This window comes from Ruegeria sp. SCP11, from assembly GCF_040329455.1.
Classification (GTDB): Bacteria; Pseudomonadota; Alphaproteobacteria; order Rhodobacterales; family Rhodobacteraceae; genus Ruegeria; species Ruegeria atlantica_E.
Window position 1 is genome coordinate 205,605 of sequence record NZ_JBDZYG010000004.1, and the last position, 17,423, is coordinate 223,027.

16 protein-coding genes are annotated in these 17,423 nt (G+C 57.3%); 5 read left to right on the forward strand and 11 right to left on the reverse strand.

All coding sequences use genetic code 11. The features are described 5' to 3' along the window. Nucleotides 1-27: 27 nt before the first annotated feature. The 5 genes from ABLN94_RS08160 to ABLN94_RS08180 form a co-directional block, all read right to left on the reverse strand. Nucleotides 28-624 carry a YceI family protein gene (locus ABLN94_RS08160; RefSeq protein ID WP_352991401.1) on the reverse strand — a complete coding sequence of 199 codons (597 nt, stop codon included), beginning with the start codon at nucleotides 622-624 and terminating at the stop codon, nucleotides 28-30. A 141-nt stretch (nucleotides 625-765) separates the two neighbouring features. Further along, entirely contained in the window at nucleotides 766-1,386 is a 621-nt protein-coding gene (locus ABLN94_RS08165; protein ID WP_352991403.1) for an ImuA family protein, read from the reverse strand. Between the two features lie 58 nt (nucleotides 1,387-1,444). Continuing rightward, complete coding sequence (locus ABLN94_RS08170; protein WP_352991406.1) at nucleotides 1,445-2,026, reverse strand: retropepsin-like aspartic protease family protein; 582 nt, start codon at nucleotides 2,024-2,026, stop codon at nucleotides 1,445-1,447. A 39-nt stretch (nucleotides 2,027-2,065) separates the two neighbouring features. Beyond that, nucleotides 2,066-2,689 (reverse strand): MarC family protein, encoded by a 624-nt coding sequence (locus ABLN94_RS08175; RefSeq protein WP_170487189.1) that lies wholly within the window; start codon nucleotides 2,687-2,689, stop codon nucleotides 2,066-2,068. Beyond that, nucleotides 2,686-4,539: an ABC-F family ATP-binding cassette domain-containing protein gene (locus tag ABLN94_RS08180; RefSeq protein WP_352991410.1), complete on the reverse strand. Its 1,854-nt coding sequence runs from the start codon at nucleotides 4,537-4,539 to the stop codon at nucleotides 2,686-2,688. Before ABLN94_RS08180 ends, ABLN94_RS08175 begins: the two co-directional genes overlap by 4 nt. Before the next feature lie 108 nt (nucleotides 4,540-4,647). Between ABLN94_RS08180 and ABLN94_RS08185 the strand changes: the two genes are divergently transcribed. Next, a complete protein-coding gene (locus tag ABLN94_RS08185; RefSeq protein WP_352991413.1) occupies nucleotides 4,648-5,850 on the forward strand; it encodes a multidrug effflux MFS transporter in 1,203 nt (400 codons plus the stop codon). Between the two features lie 102 nt (nucleotides 5,851-5,952). Further along, a complete protein-coding gene (gene ndk, locus ABLN94_RS08190) occupies nucleotides 5,953-6,375 on the forward strand; it encodes a nucleoside-diphosphate kinase (protein ID WP_008757405.1) in 423 nt (140 codons plus the stop codon). Nucleotides 6,376-6,427: 52 nt separating this feature from the next. On the opposite strand, the gene ABLN94_RS08195 is transcribed toward ndk, so the two are convergent. Continuing rightward, nucleotides 6,428-6,775, reverse strand: a complete 348-nt coding sequence (locus tag ABLN94_RS08195; RefSeq protein ID WP_352991416.1) for a TfoX/Sxy family protein — start codon at nucleotides 6,773-6,775, stop codon at nucleotides 6,428-6,430. A 303-nt stretch (nucleotides 6,776-7,078) separates the two neighbouring features. Here ABLN94_RS08195 and ABLN94_RS08200 point away from each other — a divergent pair, with 303 nt between their 5' ends. The 3 genes from ABLN94_RS08200 to ABLN94_RS08210 are packed head-to-tail and all read left to right on the forward strand — an operon-like array spanning nucleotide 7,079 to nucleotide 9,819. Beyond that, nucleotides 7,079-8,596, forward strand: coding sequence for a CHAD domain-containing protein (locus tag ABLN94_RS08200; protein WP_352991673.1), 1,518 nt, complete (start codon nucleotides 7,079-7,081; stop codon nucleotides 8,594-8,596). Between the two features lie 3 nt (nucleotides 8,597-8,599). Further along, on the forward strand, nucleotides 8,600-9,355 hold the full coding sequence (locus tag ABLN94_RS08205) for a ParA family protein (protein WP_352991419.1): 756 nt from the start codon (nucleotides 8,600-8,602) through the stop codon (nucleotides 9,353-9,355). Next, nucleotides 9,352-9,819 (forward strand): CYTH domain-containing protein, encoded by a 468-nt coding sequence (locus ABLN94_RS08210; protein ID WP_352991422.1) that lies wholly within the window; start codon nucleotides 9,352-9,354, stop codon nucleotides 9,817-9,819. Before ABLN94_RS08205 ends, ABLN94_RS08210 begins: the two co-directional genes overlap by 4 nt. On the opposite strand, the gene ABLN94_RS08215 is transcribed toward ABLN94_RS08210, so the two are convergent. From ABLN94_RS08215 to ABLN94_RS08235, 5 genes are all read right to left on the reverse strand, one after another. After that, nucleotides 9,816-11,186, reverse strand: a complete 1,371-nt coding sequence (locus ABLN94_RS08215) for a sensor histidine kinase (protein ID WP_352991425.1) — start codon at nucleotides 11,184-11,186, stop codon at nucleotides 9,816-9,818. The genes ABLN94_RS08210 and ABLN94_RS08215 overlap by 4 nt on opposite strands. Then, on the reverse strand, nucleotides 11,179-11,859 hold the full coding sequence (locus ABLN94_RS08220; RefSeq protein WP_170487206.1) for a response regulator transcription factor: 681 nt from the start codon (nucleotides 11,857-11,859) through the stop codon (nucleotides 11,179-11,181). Before ABLN94_RS08220 ends, ABLN94_RS08215 begins: the two co-directional genes overlap by 8 nt. Before the next feature lie 180 nt (nucleotides 11,860-12,039). Continuing rightward, complete coding sequence (locus ABLN94_RS08225; RefSeq protein ID WP_352991428.1) at nucleotides 12,040-13,476, reverse strand: DegQ family serine endoprotease; 1,437 nt, start codon at nucleotides 13,474-13,476, stop codon at nucleotides 12,040-12,042. A 752-nt stretch (nucleotides 13,477-14,228) separates the two neighbouring features. Then, a complete protein-coding gene (locus ABLN94_RS08230; protein ID WP_352991431.1) occupies nucleotides 14,229-14,828 on the reverse strand; it encodes a nucleotidyltransferase family protein in 600 nt (199 codons plus the stop codon). 31 nt (nucleotides 14,829-14,859) lie between these two features. Beyond that, nucleotides 14,860-17,277: a GcvT family protein gene (locus tag ABLN94_RS08235; protein WP_352991434.1), complete on the reverse strand. Its 2,418-nt coding sequence runs from the start codon at nucleotides 17,275-17,277 to the stop codon at nucleotides 14,860-14,862. Nucleotides 17,278-17,423: the final 146 nt, after the last annotated feature.

A 17,423-nucleotide genomic window follows, 5' to 3' on the forward strand; every position in this document is an offset into this window, starting at 1 on the left:
AATCGACTCTGAACCGTCGTTTTTTGTCTATTTGACCCGTTTGATTTCCGCTTGGATATCCAGCCCCACAGTATCTTGCACCAGATCGGCGTAGCCGGACGCGCCGAAATCGTGGCGGTTCAGAGCTCCGGTCAGGCGGATCGAGAGCATATCCAAGTTGTCGGCAGCGCTGCCGTGGGGGCGAAAGAGATCGGCCTGAAGGGTGATGGGGCGTGTTACGCCGCGTAGGGTCAGGTCTCCGGTGATTTTCGCGCCGCGTGAGATTCGCCCACCATCGCCGAGTTCCACTTTGGTTGACACGAAGTGAATCGTCGGAAAGCTCGCGATATCCAAAACTTCTGCGCCCAACATCGCGCTCCGGGCAAATGGCAGTTTGGTTCGGGCTTCGGCCGCATTCAGGGTGACGACCACGCGACTTTTGGTCAGGTCACTTAGGTTAATCTGGATATTCGCAGCTTGGACCGGCATTGTGCCGGATTGGGCGAGCCCCGACAGGTCAAATGTAAAGTCGACGGACGTGCCTTGAGGCACCAGTTCGTAAGGGGCCGTTGCAGCATGGGCTGGGCGTGTCAGGGGCAAGGCTACCAGACCGGCCAGCAGTGCGCGGCGAGTCATTCGGTTCATGCAAAGGCCTCCTGTTTACGGGGGCGCGATCGGTAGGCGAAACTAAGAGTGTCGGCTGCCGTGGATCGGCTGCTCATACTGAAAGGCTAGGGCGGGGTTTGGACTTTTGCCAGTCACAAGTTTTCTTAACTCTGTGAGGTGTCACACCAAAGCATCTTTGGCTTCGATCCGGGTCAGGTTCAATCCGGCGCGCGATTTGGTCTGGGTGGCCTGCCAGCTGACCGGGGGCAGGGCGCGGGCGCGGCGGCGGGTCAGGGTCCAGCGGCGGGTCTCGCCTTGATGGTTGGCGGCCATGTGCCAGCGCGTCTCAACGCCCTGCGCGCCACCATCGCCGGGCGTCAGCAGCAGACCCAGCGGAGCCCGTCCCATCGCGCCGCCCTGTTCCGCAGCCAGATGCATGCGCCGCACTGGCGTCAGCCCCGGCGCGCCGGGCAGATCGCCGATGATCAGCGGGATGGCCCCGCTACGCAGTGCTTCCTCCATACACCAAAGCAGATCCTCGGCGCGGGTGGGGCGGACAAAGATAAACCGCGCCGGGTCGGCAAAGGGCATCATGCCGTCGGGGTTTAGCTGGCCGGCCTCCCATGCGGGCGAAATCCACAGCACCGGTCCCTGCGCCTGACCTGCCAGCCACATGGCAAAGCTGCGTCGGGCGGGGCCGCAAGCCTCGTGCACGCGGCCCAGTTGCAGGGTGATCTGAGGGTGCAAAGCCAGTCCCGGTGTTTCACGTGCAGGTTTGCGGCCAAGAAGGTTGGTAGACATGCCGCAAGACTAGCATGTTCTCACTTTGTTCTCAATTCCGAAGTGTGGTCACTGGCCCTTAGCGAGACAAGATCAGACGGCCATCCGTGAATTGAATATTCGAGAACCGGTGCAGATAATCCATGCCCAGCAGAGACTGGCGTAAATCGCCCTCGTTGACCCAAGCCGCGACACCGCGATCAGTGATCGGGCCAAGCTCAAGACTGTCCAGCCGAACGGGCGCCGTCCGGACCTCACCATTCGCAGTAGCCGCGCGGCCGAAATAGTTCAATTGGTCGGGGTCGATGCCAATACGTTCGGCGTCTTGTTCGCTAAGTACGATCTGGCTGGCGCCGGTGTCGACAAGGAAGGTGATCGGCTCTCCGTTTACCAGAACGGGCAAGTAATAGTGGCCGTCATAAGAGCGCGGCACCTCGATCGTTTCGCCGGTAACCGTCATTTGCGCGGTTGGGCCAACGGTTGACCGAATATCATCCCACAGCCCGACAACGGCAATGGCGCCAACGAAAATGAACACCCAAGCCATCGCCTGCTGCATGGTTTTGTTCAGAGATTGGCGGTTTTGCGAGACAAACCAAAACACCACCGCCGCGCCAAGCACGACCAGATATACCAAACGTCCAAAATCGTCGCCGACCATACCTTTACCCTTACCAACTCGTTATAAGGTATATGGGGTTTACGACGCGAAACCAAAGGCCTTGAGGCCGTCCAATATGAACTGAACTGACAATGCCGCCAGCAACATCCCCAGCAACCGAGTCAGCACGTTCAGGCCCGTCTTGCCCAGAATGCGCGCGATCAGGCCTCCCGACAGGAAGAAGGTCAGAACCACGGCCATCACCGCCAGCATCACCAGAATGGCCTCGGCTATGCCCAGAATGCCCGGGTGCTGACCGGCCAGCAGGATGATCGTCGCAATCGAGCCCGGTCCGGCCACCAGTGGAATGGCCAGAGGGAATACGGACGGGTCAGGGTGTTCTTCTTCCTCTTCGACACGATCTTCGCGGCGTTTGGTGCGGCGTTCGAACAACATATCGAGCGCTGTCAGAAACAGCAACGCACCACCGGCGACTTTGAATGCCTCCATTGAGATGCCGACAAAGCCCAACACTGCCTCGCCAAAGGCCGCAAAGGCGATCAGAATGCCCGAGGCTGTCGCACAGGTGCGCAACGCGACCTTACGGCGGGCGCGGGAGTCCATGCCCTGTGTCAGCGCCACGAAGATCGGGGTCGTGCCAAAGGGATCGATCACCACGAACAAGGTGGTGAAAGCAGTAATAAAAAAGGCCAGATCCATCATGCTGCATTCTCGGCGTTTTCAAGACGTTCAGCGGCGGCGACCCATAGGGTCTCGGCCTTTTGCATGGCCTCGACGACCTCGGCGAATTTGCGGTTCCAAGTCTGCAGGTCGTTGATCTTGTCGTCCTCGTACAGCGCCGGGTCTGCCAGCTTGGCCGACAACTTCTCATGCATGTCTGTCAGTTTCTCGATCCGGTCCTCGCATTTGCGCAGGTCTGCACGCAGCGCAAGCACCGCCTCACGCGAGGGGCGCTTCGGCTTCGCCGTCTGCGGTTTCACTTTGACCGGTTTGTCGCGGGCCAGCAGCATGGCGCGGTAAGCTTCAAGATCGCCGTCGAACGGTTTGACCGTGCCGTCCGAAACCAGCCACAGCCTGTCCGCGACCAGCGACAGCAGGTGCATGTCGTGGCTGACCAGAACTACGGCACCGGAATAGGCAGTCAGCGCTTCGACCAGCGCCTCGCGGCTTTCTATATCCAGGTGGTTGGTCGGTTCGTCGAGGATCAGCATATGCGGCGCTTCGATCGTAGCGATCAGCAGAGACAGGCGGGCTTTCTGGCCCCCCGACAGGCGTCCGACCAGGGTTTCCGCCTGATCCGCGTTCAGTCCGAATCCGGCCAGGCGCGATCGCCACTTGCCCGGTGCTTCATCCGGGCGCAGGCGGCGCAGGTGGTCCAAGGGTGATTCGTCCACATGCAACTCATCCACCTGATGTTGTGCGAAATAGCCGATGCGCAGCTTGTTGCTGCGGGTCATCTTGCCCGCCATCAGGGGCAGGCGGTCCGACAGCAGCTTGGACAGGGTCGACTTGCCCTGACCGTTCTTGCCCAGCAGAGCTATCCGGTCGTCCTGATCAATGCGCAGGTTCAGGCGGCGCAGAACCTCGGTCTCGCCATAACCAGTGACGCCGCCCTCGATTTGAATGATCGGCGGAGACAGCTCTTCGGGCTCGGGGAAAGAGAACGCGCGCAGGGCAGCCTCTTGCGGCGTCGAGACCAGTTGGATGCGCTCGATCATTTTCAGGCGCGATTGGGCTTGCACCGCCTTGGACGCCTTATAGCGGAAGCGGTCCACAAAGCTTTGCAGATGCGCGATACGGGCCTTGGCCTTGGCGTTCTCGGATTCGGCCTGCGCCAGACGTTCAGCGCGGCGCTCGGCGAATTTGTCGTATGGCACCGCATAATACGTTAGCTTGCGGTCCTCCAGATGCAGGATCGAGCCAACTGCCCGGTTCAACAGCCCTCGGTCGTGGCTGATGATAATGACCGTATGCGGATATTTCGCCAGATAGCTTTCCAGCCACAGGGCGCCTTCAAGATCCAGATAGTTCGTCGGTTCGTCCAGCAGAAGCAGGTCGGGTTGCGAAAACAGCACTGCTGCCAGAGCGACACGCATCCGCCAGCCGCCCGAGAAGTCGGAACAGGGGCGCAGTTGATCTTCGTCATCAAACCCAAGTCCTTTGAGGATCGAGGCTGCCCGAGCTTCGGCCGACCAGGCGTCGATATCGGCCAGACGGGTCTGAATATCGGCAATGCGTGCAGGGTCTTCAGCGCTGTCGGCTTCAGCCATCAGCGCGCTACGCTCTGTATCGGCAGCCAGCACCGTGTTGATCAGCGAGACATCGGACGAGGGCACCTCCTGTGCCACCCCGCCAATCCGCGCCCGTTTTGGCAGGGATATGTTGCCCGATTCTAGTGCCAGTTCGCCCCGGATCAGACGGAACAGAGTCGTCTTGCCGGTGCCATTGCGCCCCACCAGACCGACCTTGTGGCCGTCAGGAATAGTAGCGCTTGCGCCATCAAACAGAGGGCGGCCCTCGACCGCGTAGGTGATGTCTTCGATCCGTAACATGAGCCGCTCATAACAGAGCATTTCAGACGCCGCCAGCGGCTTGGCATGTTCATAACGCGGTCTATGTGCTAGCGCTGGTCCGGTTGTCTGATCCTGACGGAATTCATTATGCGCGCGGCGTCTTCGCCTCCTTCTCTGGTCACTCTGGTGTTCGCCACGGCGCTGTCCGTGCTGACGCTGAACATGTTCCTGCCGTCACTGGCGCGGATGGCCGGTGATTTTCAGGTCGATTACGCGCTGGTGAACCTTTCGGTGGCCGGGTATCTGGCGGTGTCTGCGGTGTTGCAACTGATCATGGGACCGTTGTCTGATCGGTTCGGGCGCAGGCCCATACTGTTAATCTGTATGTCGATCTTTGTCGCAGCCTCCATCGGATGCGTTCTGGCCGAGTCGATCTGGGCCTTCCTGGGTTTTCGCTTGCTACAGGCCGCGGTGGTGGCGGGGCCGGTTTTGTCCAGTGCCGCTATCCGCGATATGTACCCACCGAATGAGGCCGCCAGTAAATTGGGCTATGTCACGATGGCTATGGCGTTGGCCCCGATGCTCGGGCCGATGCTAGGTGGTGCGCTGGACAGCCTGTTTGGCTGGCGCGCGGGCTTTGTCTTGTATTCCATACTTGGGGCAGGGGTGCTGTTGTTACTCTGGGTGGATATGGGGGAGACCAACACCAACCGCTCCTCGACCTTCTCGGCACAGCTAAAAGAATACCCGCACCTGTTTCGCGCCCGCCGGTTCTGGGGCTACGCCCTGTGTGCCGCATTTTCGATCGGCGGGTTTTACAGCTTCATCACCGGTGCGCCCCTGGTGGCAGCGGCGTGGTTCGATCTGAGTCCCGAGATGCTGGGGCTGGGGATTGGCATCATCACTGGCGGTTTCATGGTGGGGAACTATATCACTGGGCGGATCGCAGGGCGCACAAGGTTGACCACAATGATCCTGATTGGGCGCGTCGTCGCATCGACGGGGCCACTGATCGGTTTGTTGCTGTTCCTTGCTGATCTTGGTTCGGTCTGGATGTTCTTCGGGTCTGCCATATTTGTTGGGTTCGGTAACGGCCTGACCAATGCGAATGCGACCGCAGGTTTGATGTCTGTTCGCCCTAAACTGGCAGGCAGCGCAGCAGGCCTATCTGGCGCTATGGTCGTGGCGTTGGGCGCCGTTCTGACATCGCTCACCGGTCTCTGGGTCAGCCCCGAGAACGGTCCGTTTCTGGTTTTGGGCATGATGTGGGCGTGTAGTTTCACCGGTCTTCTGGCTGTACTTTACGTGCGCTGGGTCGACCGGCAGGACCCACTGCCGGAAGCGATCTGAGCCCAAGCACATCATAGTGCTTTTCATATCAGACAGACCATGCTAGGCGGCGCGCGATGGATTTCGGCGCGACCCCGCGCCTTATGTTAAGGAGAGGCCGACATGGCACTGGAACGCACATTCTCGATCATCAAACCCGATGCAACCCGCCGCAACCTGACTGGCAAGATCAACGCCAAGTTCGAAGAAGCTGGTCTGCGCATCGTCGCGCAAAAGCGCATCCACATGACCAAAGCTCAGGCTGGCAAGTTCTATGACGTGCACGCCGAGCGTCCGTTCTATGACGAATTGTGCGAATTCATGTCGTCGGCTCCGGTTGTTGTTCAGGTTCTGGAAGGCGAAGGCGCCATTGCAAAGAACCGCGAAGTCATGGGCGCAACCAACCCCGCAGACGCAGCCCCCGGCACCATCCGCGCCGAGTTCGCTGAATCGGTTGGCGAAAACTCGGTCCACGGTTCGGACGCTCCGGAAACTGCAGCTGTTGAGATCGCCTACTTCTTCTCGGGCATCGAACTGGTCGGCTAATCCACCACAGATTGGATTATTGGGCCGCTCCCGGCGTCGGGGGCGGCCTTTTTTATTCCGATTTGAGATCGTCGGCCGACACGCGCACGCCAATTGCGTCCAGATCCGAGATCATTTTATGTTCGGGCGCTGTGCTGACACGTGCTTTTATTGCGTCAAACCGTTGGCGTAACGCCTTTTTCTCCTCGCCCTTGCAGTCGTTCCAAGGGCGGCCCTGCAGTCCCATGACCAGCACGTAGTAGCCGATGAAATGTGGACGAGTTCCGGCCTGCACAACACGGGCATAGGCCTCATCCGGACCGATCTCACGCAGTTGCTGGGCGGAGTGAATGTCTGCACGTGCACAGGCTTGCTCAAACGCTGGGCCAAGATTGCGGATCGAAGAGATGGGATCTGACATGCGCAACCTTTAGCCTTGTGTTGCGGGACTGTCGACCTGACGCAGGGTCAGCTTGAGATTTGCCTTGCCACATTACAAGGTATGCAATTTCATGACCACATGCTGTCACGAGGTTGCCGATGTCCCTGAGCAAGGAACCCGGTGAAATATCCGGCAAGAGCAAAAAGAACACGTCGCTGAGGTTGGACGGCAAGACGTTGAAGGCTTTAAAAATTCGCGCAATCAAAGGGAGAACCAGCGTCCAGAAGATTATTGAGACTCTGGTAACGACTATCTTGAGACACCGAAAGAGGGTCTGTCTTGATGGGGCAAACTAGCAGCTTCTTTGTCATTCCGGGTAAATTCGATCCGGCTGGGCTCTCGGATGCGCTTAGGGGGCTGACGCCTGTCTTTGAAGCGCCAGAAGCCGCTCGCCCCTTTGATCTGCTGGATTGCCATGATCAATCGCTGCGTGCAGAGGGTCGGCTTTTGATTGCATCTGGTGGCACCTTGCGTCTGCTGCAAGGCCAAGGGGACGTGGCCGTCCAAAGGTGCAAAGGCAAAGGAACATTTGTTCAGGATATGCCGGATGGGCCGTTTCGTTCAGCGCTGGCAGGGTTTCCCAAATTGCGTGCCCTGATGAGCATCGGGTCGGGCACAGTTGAAACCGCTAATTTTGCTGTGCTGGATGATTTGCAAAAGACCCAAGTTCGGGGAAGTGTGCTGTCTTTGACTGCGAATGACGGACAGGTGGCCCTTGTGACGGTTCATCCCATGCGCGGCTACGACCGTGCCTATCAGTCGGTTTGTTCAACTTTTGAAAGCATGGCGGATCGGACCGGGGGCATTGAGGCGGTATTTCATAGCCTGTATTCTGATGCGACTCCCTACAACGCTAAGCCCGAAGTCAAATTGGGTATGCAGGAGCCTTCGATCGAAGTGGCAGCCGATATCATTCGCACCTTTCTGGTTGTCGCGCGCCGGAATGAGGCGGGGATAATCGCCGATATCGACACAGAGTTTCTACACGATTACCGGGTTTCGCTGCGCCGCGTTCGGTCGGTGCTGAGCCTGTTCAAAGGTGTGTTTTCCCCTGAGCAGACGGACGCGCTGAAACGTGAGTTCTCGGACTTGATGGCGCCTACAGGGCGGGTGCGGGATCTGGATGTCTATCTTCTGGAAAAAGACATTTATTTTAATTTGATACCGGCCAACCTTCATCAGGGGGTCGAGGCCATGTTCGCACAGTTTGCCAAGGAACGGACCCGTGCATTAGCTGGGCTGTCCCGACGGTTTCGCAGTGCTGCTTACGACCAGAAAATGAATGACCTATTTGCGCTGTTTGCAGATACAAAAGGCCTGGAGCCTGGCCCAAAAGCAGATCGCGGTGCATACGACTATGCCTGTGCACTGATCTGGAAGCGCTATCGTAAGGTGTGCAAGCTGGCGCGCGGTATTACCCCGGACACTCCGGACGAGGTCGTGCATGACCTGCGGATTGATTGTAAGAAACTGCGCTATCTGATGGAGTTTTTTGCTCCTCTTTTCGACAAGTCTGATTTCAAAAAGCTTATAAAGCCGTTGAAAAAGCTGCAGGATAACCTTGGTCTGTTCAACGACTATTCGGTCCAGCAAGAGGCGTTGTTTGAATTCGTTGCGACCCAAAGCAATACCCAAGGCCAGGCGAACGCTCAACTTGCGATGTCGATTGGAGGGTTAATCGCTGTGCTTGATCAACGCCAAAAAGCTGAGCGCGACCGTGTTATCGCCAATTTCCAGCATTTCGACAGCGCGGATATTCAGCACCTGTTCCGAACCCTGTTTCACCACAAGGAGGACTGAGGAGTGAAGATCATTGCCTGCTACAGCAACAAGGGCGGGGTGGGTAAAACCGCGACCTCAGTGAACCTGGCCTACGCCTGTGCGCGGGCGGGAAGCACGGTGCTGTTGTGTGATCTCGATCCGCAGGGCGCATCGGGGTTCTATTTCCGTGTGAAGCCGTCGAAAAAACTAACCGACGCGCGGTTCTTCGAGGACGTCGCGCGGTTCACCAAGTCGATCCGCGCCAGTGATTTTGAGGGGCTGGACGTGTTGCCCGCTAACCTGACCTTCCGCGATTTCGATGTTTTTCTCTCGCGGATGCGGAACAAACGATCTCGGTTGAAAAAAGCGCTGGTGACGGCGGGCAGTGATTACGACGTGATCATCTTGGACTGCCCTCCGAATTTTTCGACCCTGTCCGAGAATATCTTCAAAGCCGCCGATCAAATTCTCGTGCCGGTTATTCCGACCACCCTGTCCGAGCGGACACTGGAACAGTTGGTCAGTTTTTTCGAAAAGCAGAAGCTGCCAAAGAAAAAGATCAAGGCGTTCTTCTCGATGGTTCAGCGGCGCAAGACCTTGCATCTTGAGACGATGGAGAAAATGCGAAAAGCATACAAGAAGCGGTTCCTGAACAGTGAAATTCCGTTTGCCGCGGATATTGAACGCATGGGTCAAAACCGCGCCCCGGTCAGCATATATGCTGGCCGCAGTGCGGCAAGCGCTGCCTATCAGGCGCTGTTCGATGAATTGGAAAATGGAGTGGTTTCAACCAAATGAGCACCGAAATTGAACGCAAGTTTCTGGTAGCGGAGTTGCCGGACCTGAGTGGCGCGGAAAAGGCCGTCGTGCGTCAGGGTTATTTGACGGCACCTGATGACTCCACCGAATTGCGTTTGCGTCAGAAAAACGACAAATTCTTCCTGACCCTCAAGGGCAGCGGAGCAATGGTGCGGATTGAACGCGAGGCCGAGATTACTGCAGAGCAATTCGAAACTTTCTGGCCCGAGACGGACGGGCGCCGCGTGGAAAAAGAACGTTATACCGGGCAATTGCCGGATGGGCGTGTGTTTGAGTTGGACGTGTTTTCGGGTGATCTGAGCCCATTACTATTGGTCGAGGTGGAGTTTCAGAGTGAAGCCGAGGCGCAGGCCTATACGCCGCCTGCTTGGTTCGGTGCCGATGTAACCGCCGATAAGCGTTATAAAAACAAGACTATGGCAATCAATGGTGTGCCTGCTTAGGGCTTCCGCGCCAGTTTGATCACCGCTTCGAGGCCTGGATCGCAATTGCGAGCCTCAAATGCACCCCCGTGCATATGCGAGATTGCGGCTACAAGTGCCAGACCAAGCCCGGCATTGCGCTCGGTTCGGGCCGGGTCAAGCGTTACAAACGGCATTTGCAGTCGTGACAAGTCCTCTTGCGGCACTCCCGGACCTTGGTCGCGGACGCTGAGGCTGGTATAGGGGCCGTCTTCGGACAAGCTGATCGTGACGGTTGTATCTTGCGGCGCGTAGCGCATCGCGTTTTCCAGCAAATTCGAAAGGGCTTGAGATAGCAACGGACGGTGCCCCGGGATGGGCGAGGCCGCTCCCGTAACCTCAAGCCGGACACCCTGATCAACGGCTACCGGATCATAAAGCTCGACCACGTCCGCCACCAGTTGTTGCAGGTCCACCGGTTCGAATTGATCCCGTCCTACGCCTGCCTCGGCACGTGAAATTTCGGTCAGCTGCCCCAGTACGCGCAGTACGTTATCGATTTCCACACTGGCCCGCGCGACATCAATCTCGCGTTCCTGATCTGTTTTCGAAGGATCGGATAGGGTTTCAACCCTTTGTTTCAGGCGTGACAGGGGCGAACGCAAATCATGCGCGATGGAATTCGACGTGGTACGCAGGTTGCTGACCAGTTCCTCGATACGATCCAACATGGTGTTCAGAGTCCCTGACACCTGATCAAACTCATCCCCGGTGCCGCGCAGGGGCATACGCCGGGACAGATCGCCCGAGACAATGTTTTCGGCGGTACTGGCAATGTCGGACAGACGGGAAAAAACCAGCCGGGAGAACAACCAACTGGTCAAAATACTCAGCGCCAAAGCAATCCCAAGCGCGATGCCGACAGAACGCAACAAAACCCGGTCAAACTGCTGCCGCGCCAGCGCGTCACGACCGACCAGTAGGCGTTCGCCACCGGGCAGGCGGACCGAGGCTGCTGAGATTGGTACAAGCTGGTCATTGTCGGCCCGGCGTAGCTCAAGATCGACCCAACCGCTGCCAGCCGCGATGTGTTCGGGCCACTGCTTGAGGTTCCCGGCCAGTTTGACCCCAAACCGGTCGGTCAACAGATATAGGGCGTCCCTCTCCGAGGCGGTGGGGATGCGTCGTTCAATTGCGCGCATCAATCCCAGCAGGCCACGACGTTCGTATTCGTCTGCAAGTCCGGTCAGTTCGGCTGATACGACCGAGCGGGTCTCGCCTTCAATACTGCGGTTCGCCGTCACATAAACCAGTGCCAGCACAGTGGCCGTCAGCAACGTGCTGAGAACCATGCTGGCCAGTACGAGGCGTGTTCGCGAATTGTTGAAGGAAAGCCGAATGTTATCCATCAGATATCATGTAGCCGGCACCCCGGACGGTTTCAATCAACGGTGGCTCGCCACCTTCGTCCAGTTGGCGTCGCAGCTTGGAGATATGGACGTCGACCACGTTGGTGTTTGGGTCGAAATGGTAATCCCAGACGCCCTCAAGCAACATGGTGCGCGACACAACGCGGTTTTTCCGACGCAGGAAGAATTCGAGGATCTGGAACTCGCGCGGGGTGAGGGTGATCTCTCGCCCGTTCCGGGTGACTTTGCGGGTCAGCAAATCCATCTCGAGGTCACGGCAGGTCAAGGTCGGGCTTTCTTCGGCCTCTTGCGGACGGCGCAGCAGGGCTTCGATCCGCGCGTGTAGTTCCTGAAAAGAAAACGGTTTGACAAGATAGTCGTCCGCCCCAGCGCGCAAACCTTTGACACGTTCGTCGACGGCGCTCATCGCGGTCAGCATCAGTACTGGGGTCTTCACACCCGCCGCGCGCATCGACTTGATCAGTGAAAGGCCGTCCAGGCCCGGCAGCATCCGGTCGAGAACGACTGCATCGAACCCGCCGTCGGTGGCATGGTATAGGCCCTCGCGGCCATCCTCGGCCTGCTCGACGACATAGCCTTCTTCGCCAAAACCCTTGGCGATGAATTCCCGTGTGTCTTCGTCATCTTCGACGATTAGCAGGCGACGGCTCATGATCCGAGTTCCTTTCTACCGGGATTTAAACACAAAATCGGGACAAAGCACATGGTATGGCTAAACAATCTGCCGGGTGCGGAGTTGCGCACCCGGCAGTCCCGGCGGTTTGCGGACAATCAAACCGTCGAGGAGGCGCCCGCCAGATTTCCCCATCACGTGGCGCGCGCTTGTGTCAGATCAGGCGATTTCCACCGCAACGAAGATCTGGTTTCCACCGCGATTGATCAGAACAAGCGCGGGGTCGGTTTTTTCGCTGTCCAGCGCAGCTTTTAGTGCGTCCGGTGTCGCGGTTTCCTGGCCGCCCAGCTTTACGATGACATCGCCTCGTTGCAGACCAGCCTTGGCAGCCGGGCTATCGGGTTTCAGGTCGGTGACGATCACGCCGTCGACATTTTCGCCAACTCCCATTTCGGCGCGAGTTGTGTCGGTCAGCGGCGCGACAGTCACACCCAGAGCAGTACCCGAGACGGTTTCGTCGACCGACTTGTCGATCTGGGCCGAGGCGCTTTGGTGTTGGCCAATGGTCAACTCCAACTGTTGTTCTTTGCCATCACGCAGGACGGTCAGAATGCTGTCGGTGCCCACTTTGGTTGTGCCGACAAGGATCGGAAGGTCGCTGCTGGAGTCCACGATCTCATCATTGAAGGTGAGGATGACATCGCCTTGTTGCAGCACACCTTCGGCCGGGCTGTCTTTGACAACATCTGACACAAGTGCGCCGGTGTAGCTGTCGATGCCCATGGCCGCAGCAAGTTCAGGGCTGACGTTTTGGATTGAAACACCCAGCCAACCGCGGCTTACCTGACCGTCATCGCGCAGGTCAGCGGCGATATGTTCAACAATGTTCGACGTTACTGCAAAGCCCAGACCCACGGACCCACCGGTGGGAGAGTAGATGGCCGAGTTAACGCCGACCACTTCGCCGTCCATGTTGAACAGCGGACCGCCTGAGTTGCCTTTGTTGATAGCCGCGTCTGTCTGAATGAATTCGGCATAAGGCCCTTCCGAGATATTGCGACCTTTCGCTGACACGATCCCGGTGGTCACAGTCGAATGCAGCCCGAACGGGTTTCCGATAGCAACAACGTCTTCGCCCACGCGGATTACGTCGCTGTCGCCCAGTTGCACGGCTTGCAAATCTTCGCCCGCTTCGATCTTCAGCACAGCAATATCGGTCAACGGGTCGGTGCCGATGACTTCAGCTTCGAATGTGCGGTCGTCCGAAAGACGGACGGTGACCGACGACGCGTTGTCAACGACGTGATGATTGGTGACGATGTATCCGTCCTTGTTCAGGACAAAGCCTGATCCAAGCCCTTGAGCTGGCCCGCGCTGCGGCGCGTTGAACCCTTCTGGTGCGCCAAAGCGTTTGAAGAACTCACCAAAAGGGTGCTGATCAAATTCGAAATTCCGTCCCTGTGCAGGCATCGGCGCAGCGTTTTGCTCGGCAATGATGGTCACGACCGACGGGGAAACGGTTTCCACCAGGTCGGCCAAAGCCTCATCAGCCATCGAGGGTAGGGCAGTGGTTGCCAGCATAGCGACGCTCAGTGCTCCTGCACCAACCCATCCGGATGTCCGTGGCAAAAGAAGAGAGGTTTTGCGGATGCTCATTTTTGTCTCCTGTTTATATCACGCGGTTGCGGCCGCGCGTTGAAACAGCAAATGCCCCCACAGTCTGTTTCTTTCCTGAGCAAAATGTTAAGAAATCTTAATTTGGCCACAAATTGTCGGTTCTATGCCGTCGGGCCTGGGGCGGTGAGTGTTCGGCAGTGCGAATCACTAGACGCGAATCGGTGGATTGTTGCCGATATCGACCTCAATACGCGAAAAGAGTTGAATTGAATAAAATTAGTTAACAAATGAGATGCTGAATCCTCGGTTTTCTGGTGGCTCCCCTTTTAGTTGTGGGGTTGTTCCTATAGCAGCGAGGTTACCAACAACAATATATAGCTTAATTGCTCGATACCTTATTAGGTGTGTGCTTAATTGTGTGGCGGCTACAATCTCTGTGTTGTTGAGCTCTTCTTAGGGTTGAATCGCGTTGAGAGAATGTTGCGAAAAAACCATTCTGAAATCTGCAAAATTAACCGCTACTTCTAATTTTACGTTGTTTGAAACCTTGGGATGGGTGACGATGATATTGCCCAAGCGAGGGGGAGCCAAAGGCACTAGGGGGTGTCAGAGGCTTGACGCAGTCACTGGAAACGCTGAGCGGCATGTTAACGAGGGGGTCTTGTTTAGGTTCGGCGGCGGAATAGCCAAAATGCCTTTAGGCACTATTGGCAGCGTTTCTAGGATTGATGAAAAGTGGTAGTCCTGTTTTGGGTACCGGCCCGGTCTTTAACGACCGGGCCGTGTTAGTTTCAGATAGCGCGTTTTGCACGCCATGCGGCCCACTCCTCTGGCGTGTCTAGATCCAGTAAGGCGTTCAGGCCGGGTAGTGGTTGCAGATGTATTTTGTCTGAACAAGCGCGAACCACTGATTGTGCGCCTTGGTCTCCCGACAAGCGTTCAAGTTGTCCGAATAGGCTACGGTTAAACACTACTGGGTGTCCAGGTTTACCGGTTTCCGTAGCACCGCGCCAAATCAGCTTATCCGGGTGGGATTGAACAGATGACAAAACGGCTTTCAAATCCTCTGATGTGATGTCGGGCAGATCGGCAAGCAATACCATCGCAGCTGGAGCACCGGGCGATACATGAGCCAGTGCACCACGGAGGCTAGCGTTCATTCCTTCCTTGGCGTCCTGAATTTCAGCTTTGCACAAGTCTAAACCGTCTAGGGTCTCATATCGTGGATGTGGGGAGGGGGGCAGCGCGACGATAACCGGAGCTGCCCGTTGTGCAATCTGGGCCGCGCGGCGCAGCAAAGGTTGACCGTCGACGACTTGCAACAACTTGTCTTCGTTGCCCATGCGGCTGGATTGTCCGGCCGCCAGAAGGATGATGGGTATCGGTGTCATGCCTTGATCATGACGTTGCAGCTGTGTGGTGTCATCCCCGCATGCGGGCACCATCGGCATCAAATAGCGGCTCCGAAATTACTTTGGCCTTACGCAATTGGCCCAGGACTTCAATTTCAACTTGTAACCCATCTGCCACCCGGCTTGTCGGTAGGAAGCCCAACGCGACCGACTTTTGAGCGTAGTGGGAAAACCCACCCGACGTGCAGAAGCCAACGACCCTGTTTTCCAACCAGATGGGCTCGTATGCGTTCACATCGGCATCATCCGCGTCTACCTCGAACGCAACCAGTTTGCGCGTTGGTCCTTGCGCTCTCTCTTGTTCGGCTGGAGCCCGACCGATAAATTCTGCGTCTTTCGAAAACGCGATAAACCGGTCCAGACCTGTTTCAGCTGCGGTATAGTCAGGCGAGAATTCCCGCATCCAGGAACCAAAAAACTTGTCCAGGCGCAGGCTCATCATCGCGCGCATGCCAAAGGGCACGATGCCATGTGGTTGCCCCGCTTGCCACAATGTCCACCAGAGCTGTCGTTGCGCCATCGGATCGCAATAAATCTCGTACCCCAGGTCACCGGTATAGCTGACCCTCTGGACGATGCAGTCTGTCATGCCGATTGTCATGCGGCGAACATCCAGGAACCGCAGGTTCGAGATTTCCTCTCGGGTACAGTCCGCCAGAACTTCTGCGGCCTTGGGGCCTGCGATCTGGAACCCGTTCAATTGATCACTGATGTTCTCAATTCGCACGCCGTCCTGCTGGTGCTGCAGGAACCAACGCATATGAAACGCTTGGCTGCCATAGGAAGCTGTCAGATGGAATTCACCTTCATTCAGACAGGAAACGGTGAAATCCCCAATCAGCTTGCCCTTTGGCGACAACATTGGAGTCAGCGACAGTCGACCCGTTTGGGGAATCCGTCCCGCCATGATCCAGTCCAACCAGTCACGCGCCGAGGGGCCAGTGATGCGGTACTTGCCGAAATTGTGGACTTCATTGATGCCGACAGCGTTGCGGACTGCGCGCACCTCGCGGCCTGTTGCGTCAAACGCATCCGAGCGGCGAAAGGAAGGGGTCTCGTAACCCGGCTCATCGCCCTGGGCGAAGTAGTTCGGAACTTCCAACCCGTATTGCTGACCCCAAACCGCGCCAAGATCGCTGAAGATATCGTACATCGGCGTTGTACGGTTCGGCCGCGCGGCAGGCAGTTCTTCGTTCGGATAGGCAACGCTGAACCGTTTCTGATAGTTTTCGATGACTTTCGGGCGGGTATAGCCGGGGCTGATCCAGTCGCCGAAACGCGCAACATCCATCGCGAACACATCGCGCTCGGGTTCACCCTCAATCATCCATTGCGCCAGCGTCAGACCAACTCCGCCGCCTTGGCTGAATCCGGCCATTACTCCGCAGGCTGACCAGTAGTTGCGCATCCCCGGCACCGGCCCGACCAAAGGGTTCCCGTCCGGTGCAAAAGTGAATGGCCCGTGGATCACCGATTTAACCCCGGCTTCGGCCAGAACCGGGAAGCGTTTATAGGCGAACTCGATACTATCGGTGATCTTGTCATAATCGTCGGGCAGCAACTCGTGGCCGAATTCCCAAGGCGTTCCATCGACTGCCCAGGGTTTGCAGGGTTGTTCGTAGAATCCGATGCACAGACCCCGACCTTCTTGCCGGAGATAGCTTTCTCCGGCGGGGTCCATGACATGCGGGTGTTCGCCGCCGGCGTCGATGATCGCCTCGATGTCAGGGATGGAATCCGTCACCAGATACTGATGCTCCATTGGGTGAAGCGGGAAATAGACACCGGCCATCGCGCCGACTTCTCGTGCCCACAAGCCACCGGCGTTGACGATGTGCTCGGCATGGATGGTGCCCTTGTCGGTCACCACATCCCAGCTTCCATCGGGCCGCTGGTTGGTTTCGCGCACCATGCAATGGGTTTCGATTGTGGCGCCACCCATGCGCGCTGCTTTGGCATATGCATGGGTTGTGCCGGATGGGTCCAAATGCCCATCCAACGGATCGTAGAGCGCGCCGATAATCCCGTCGGTATTGGTGATTGGCGCGATTTTCTTGATCTCTTCCGGCCCGACGATTTCGGTCTCCAATCCCATGAAGCGGTGCTTAGCGCGCTCGGCCAGCAGCATGTCGAACCGGTCTTGATTGTCGGCCAGAGTCACTCCACCAACATGGTGAAGGCCGCAGGACATGCCGGTAATCTCTTCCAGCTCTTTATATAGCCGGATCGTATACCCCTGTAGCGCGGCCATATTGGTGTCACCGTTCAGGGTGTGAAACCCACCCGCCGCGTGCCAGGTCGAACCGCTGGTGAGTTCCGACCGCTCCAGAAGCATGACATCCGACCAGCCCAGTTTGGTCAGGTGGTACAACACGGAGCAACCGACGACGCCGCCGCCAATCACCGCCACGCGGGTTTGAAGTTTCATGAACGCCTCCGTCAGTGTTTTTCCCAGTCTGATCAGCGAGGTCGTCGATGCAACACAGAATGCGACACAACATGTCGTTTCAGCAATTTGCACAACGGTGCAGAGGAAATAAGAAACGGTCACGGTTCTGTTACAGAATCGAACTA

What these genes read in the sequence shown, in the direction of transcription:
- ABLN94_RS08160 (WP_352991401.1), bottom strand. Translation starts at nt 624, where the DNA reads ATGAACCGAATGACTCGCCGCGCACTGCTGGCCGGTCTGGTAGCCTTG.
- ABLN94_RS08165 (WP_352991403.1), bottom strand. Translation starts at nt 1,386, where the DNA reads ATGTCTACCAACCTTCTTGGCCGCAAACCTGCACGTGAAACACCGGGA.
- ABLN94_RS08170 (WP_352991406.1), bottom strand. Translation starts at nt 2,026, where the DNA reads ATGGTCGGCGACGATTTTGGACGTTTGGTATATCTGGTCGTGCTTGGC.
- ABLN94_RS08175 (WP_170487189.1), bottom strand. Translation starts at nt 2,689, where the DNA reads ATGATGGATCTGGCCTTTTTTATTACTGCTTTCACCACCTTGTTCGTG.
- ABLN94_RS08180 (WP_352991410.1), bottom strand. Translation starts at nt 4,539, where the DNA reads ATGTTACGGATCGAAGACATCACCTACGCGGTCGAGGGCCGCCCTCTG.
- ABLN94_RS08185 (WP_352991413.1), top strand. Translation starts at nt 4,648, where the DNA reads ATGCGCGCGGCGTCTTCGCCTCCTTCTCTGGTCACTCTGGTGTTCGCC.
- ndk (WP_008757405.1), top strand. Translation starts at nt 5,953, where the DNA reads ATGGCACTGGAACGCACATTCTCGATCATCAAACCCGATGCAACCCGC.
- ABLN94_RS08195 (WP_352991416.1), bottom strand. Translation starts at nt 6,775, where the DNA reads ATGTCAGATCCCATCTCTTCGATCCGCAATCTTGGCCCAGCGTTTGAG.
- ABLN94_RS08200 (WP_352991673.1), top strand. Translation starts at nt 7,079, where the DNA reads ATGGGGCAAACTAGCAGCTTCTTTGTCATTCCGGGTAAATTCGATCCG.
- ABLN94_RS08210 (WP_352991422.1), top strand. Translation starts at nt 9,352, where the DNA reads ATGAGCACCGAAATTGAACGCAAGTTTCTGGTAGCGGAGTTGCCGGAC.
- ABLN94_RS08215 (WP_352991425.1), bottom strand. Translation starts at nt 11,186, where the DNA reads ATGGATAACATTCGGCTTTCCTTCAACAATTCGCGAACACGCCTCGTA.
- ABLN94_RS08220 (WP_170487206.1), bottom strand. Translation starts at nt 11,859, where the DNA reads ATGAGCCGTCGCCTGCTAATCGTCGAAGATGACGAAGACACACGGGAA.
- ABLN94_RS08225 (WP_352991428.1), bottom strand. Translation starts at nt 13,476, where the DNA reads ATGAGCATCCGCAAAACCTCTCTTCTTTTGCCACGGACATCCGGATGG.
- ABLN94_RS08230 (WP_352991431.1), bottom strand. Translation starts at nt 14,828, where the DNA reads ATGACACCGATACCCATCATCCTTCTGGCGGCCGGACAATCCAGCCGC.
- ABLN94_RS08235 (WP_352991434.1), bottom strand. Translation starts at nt 17,277, where the DNA reads ATGAAACTTCAAACCCGCGTGGCGGTGATTGGCGGCGGCGTCGTCGGT.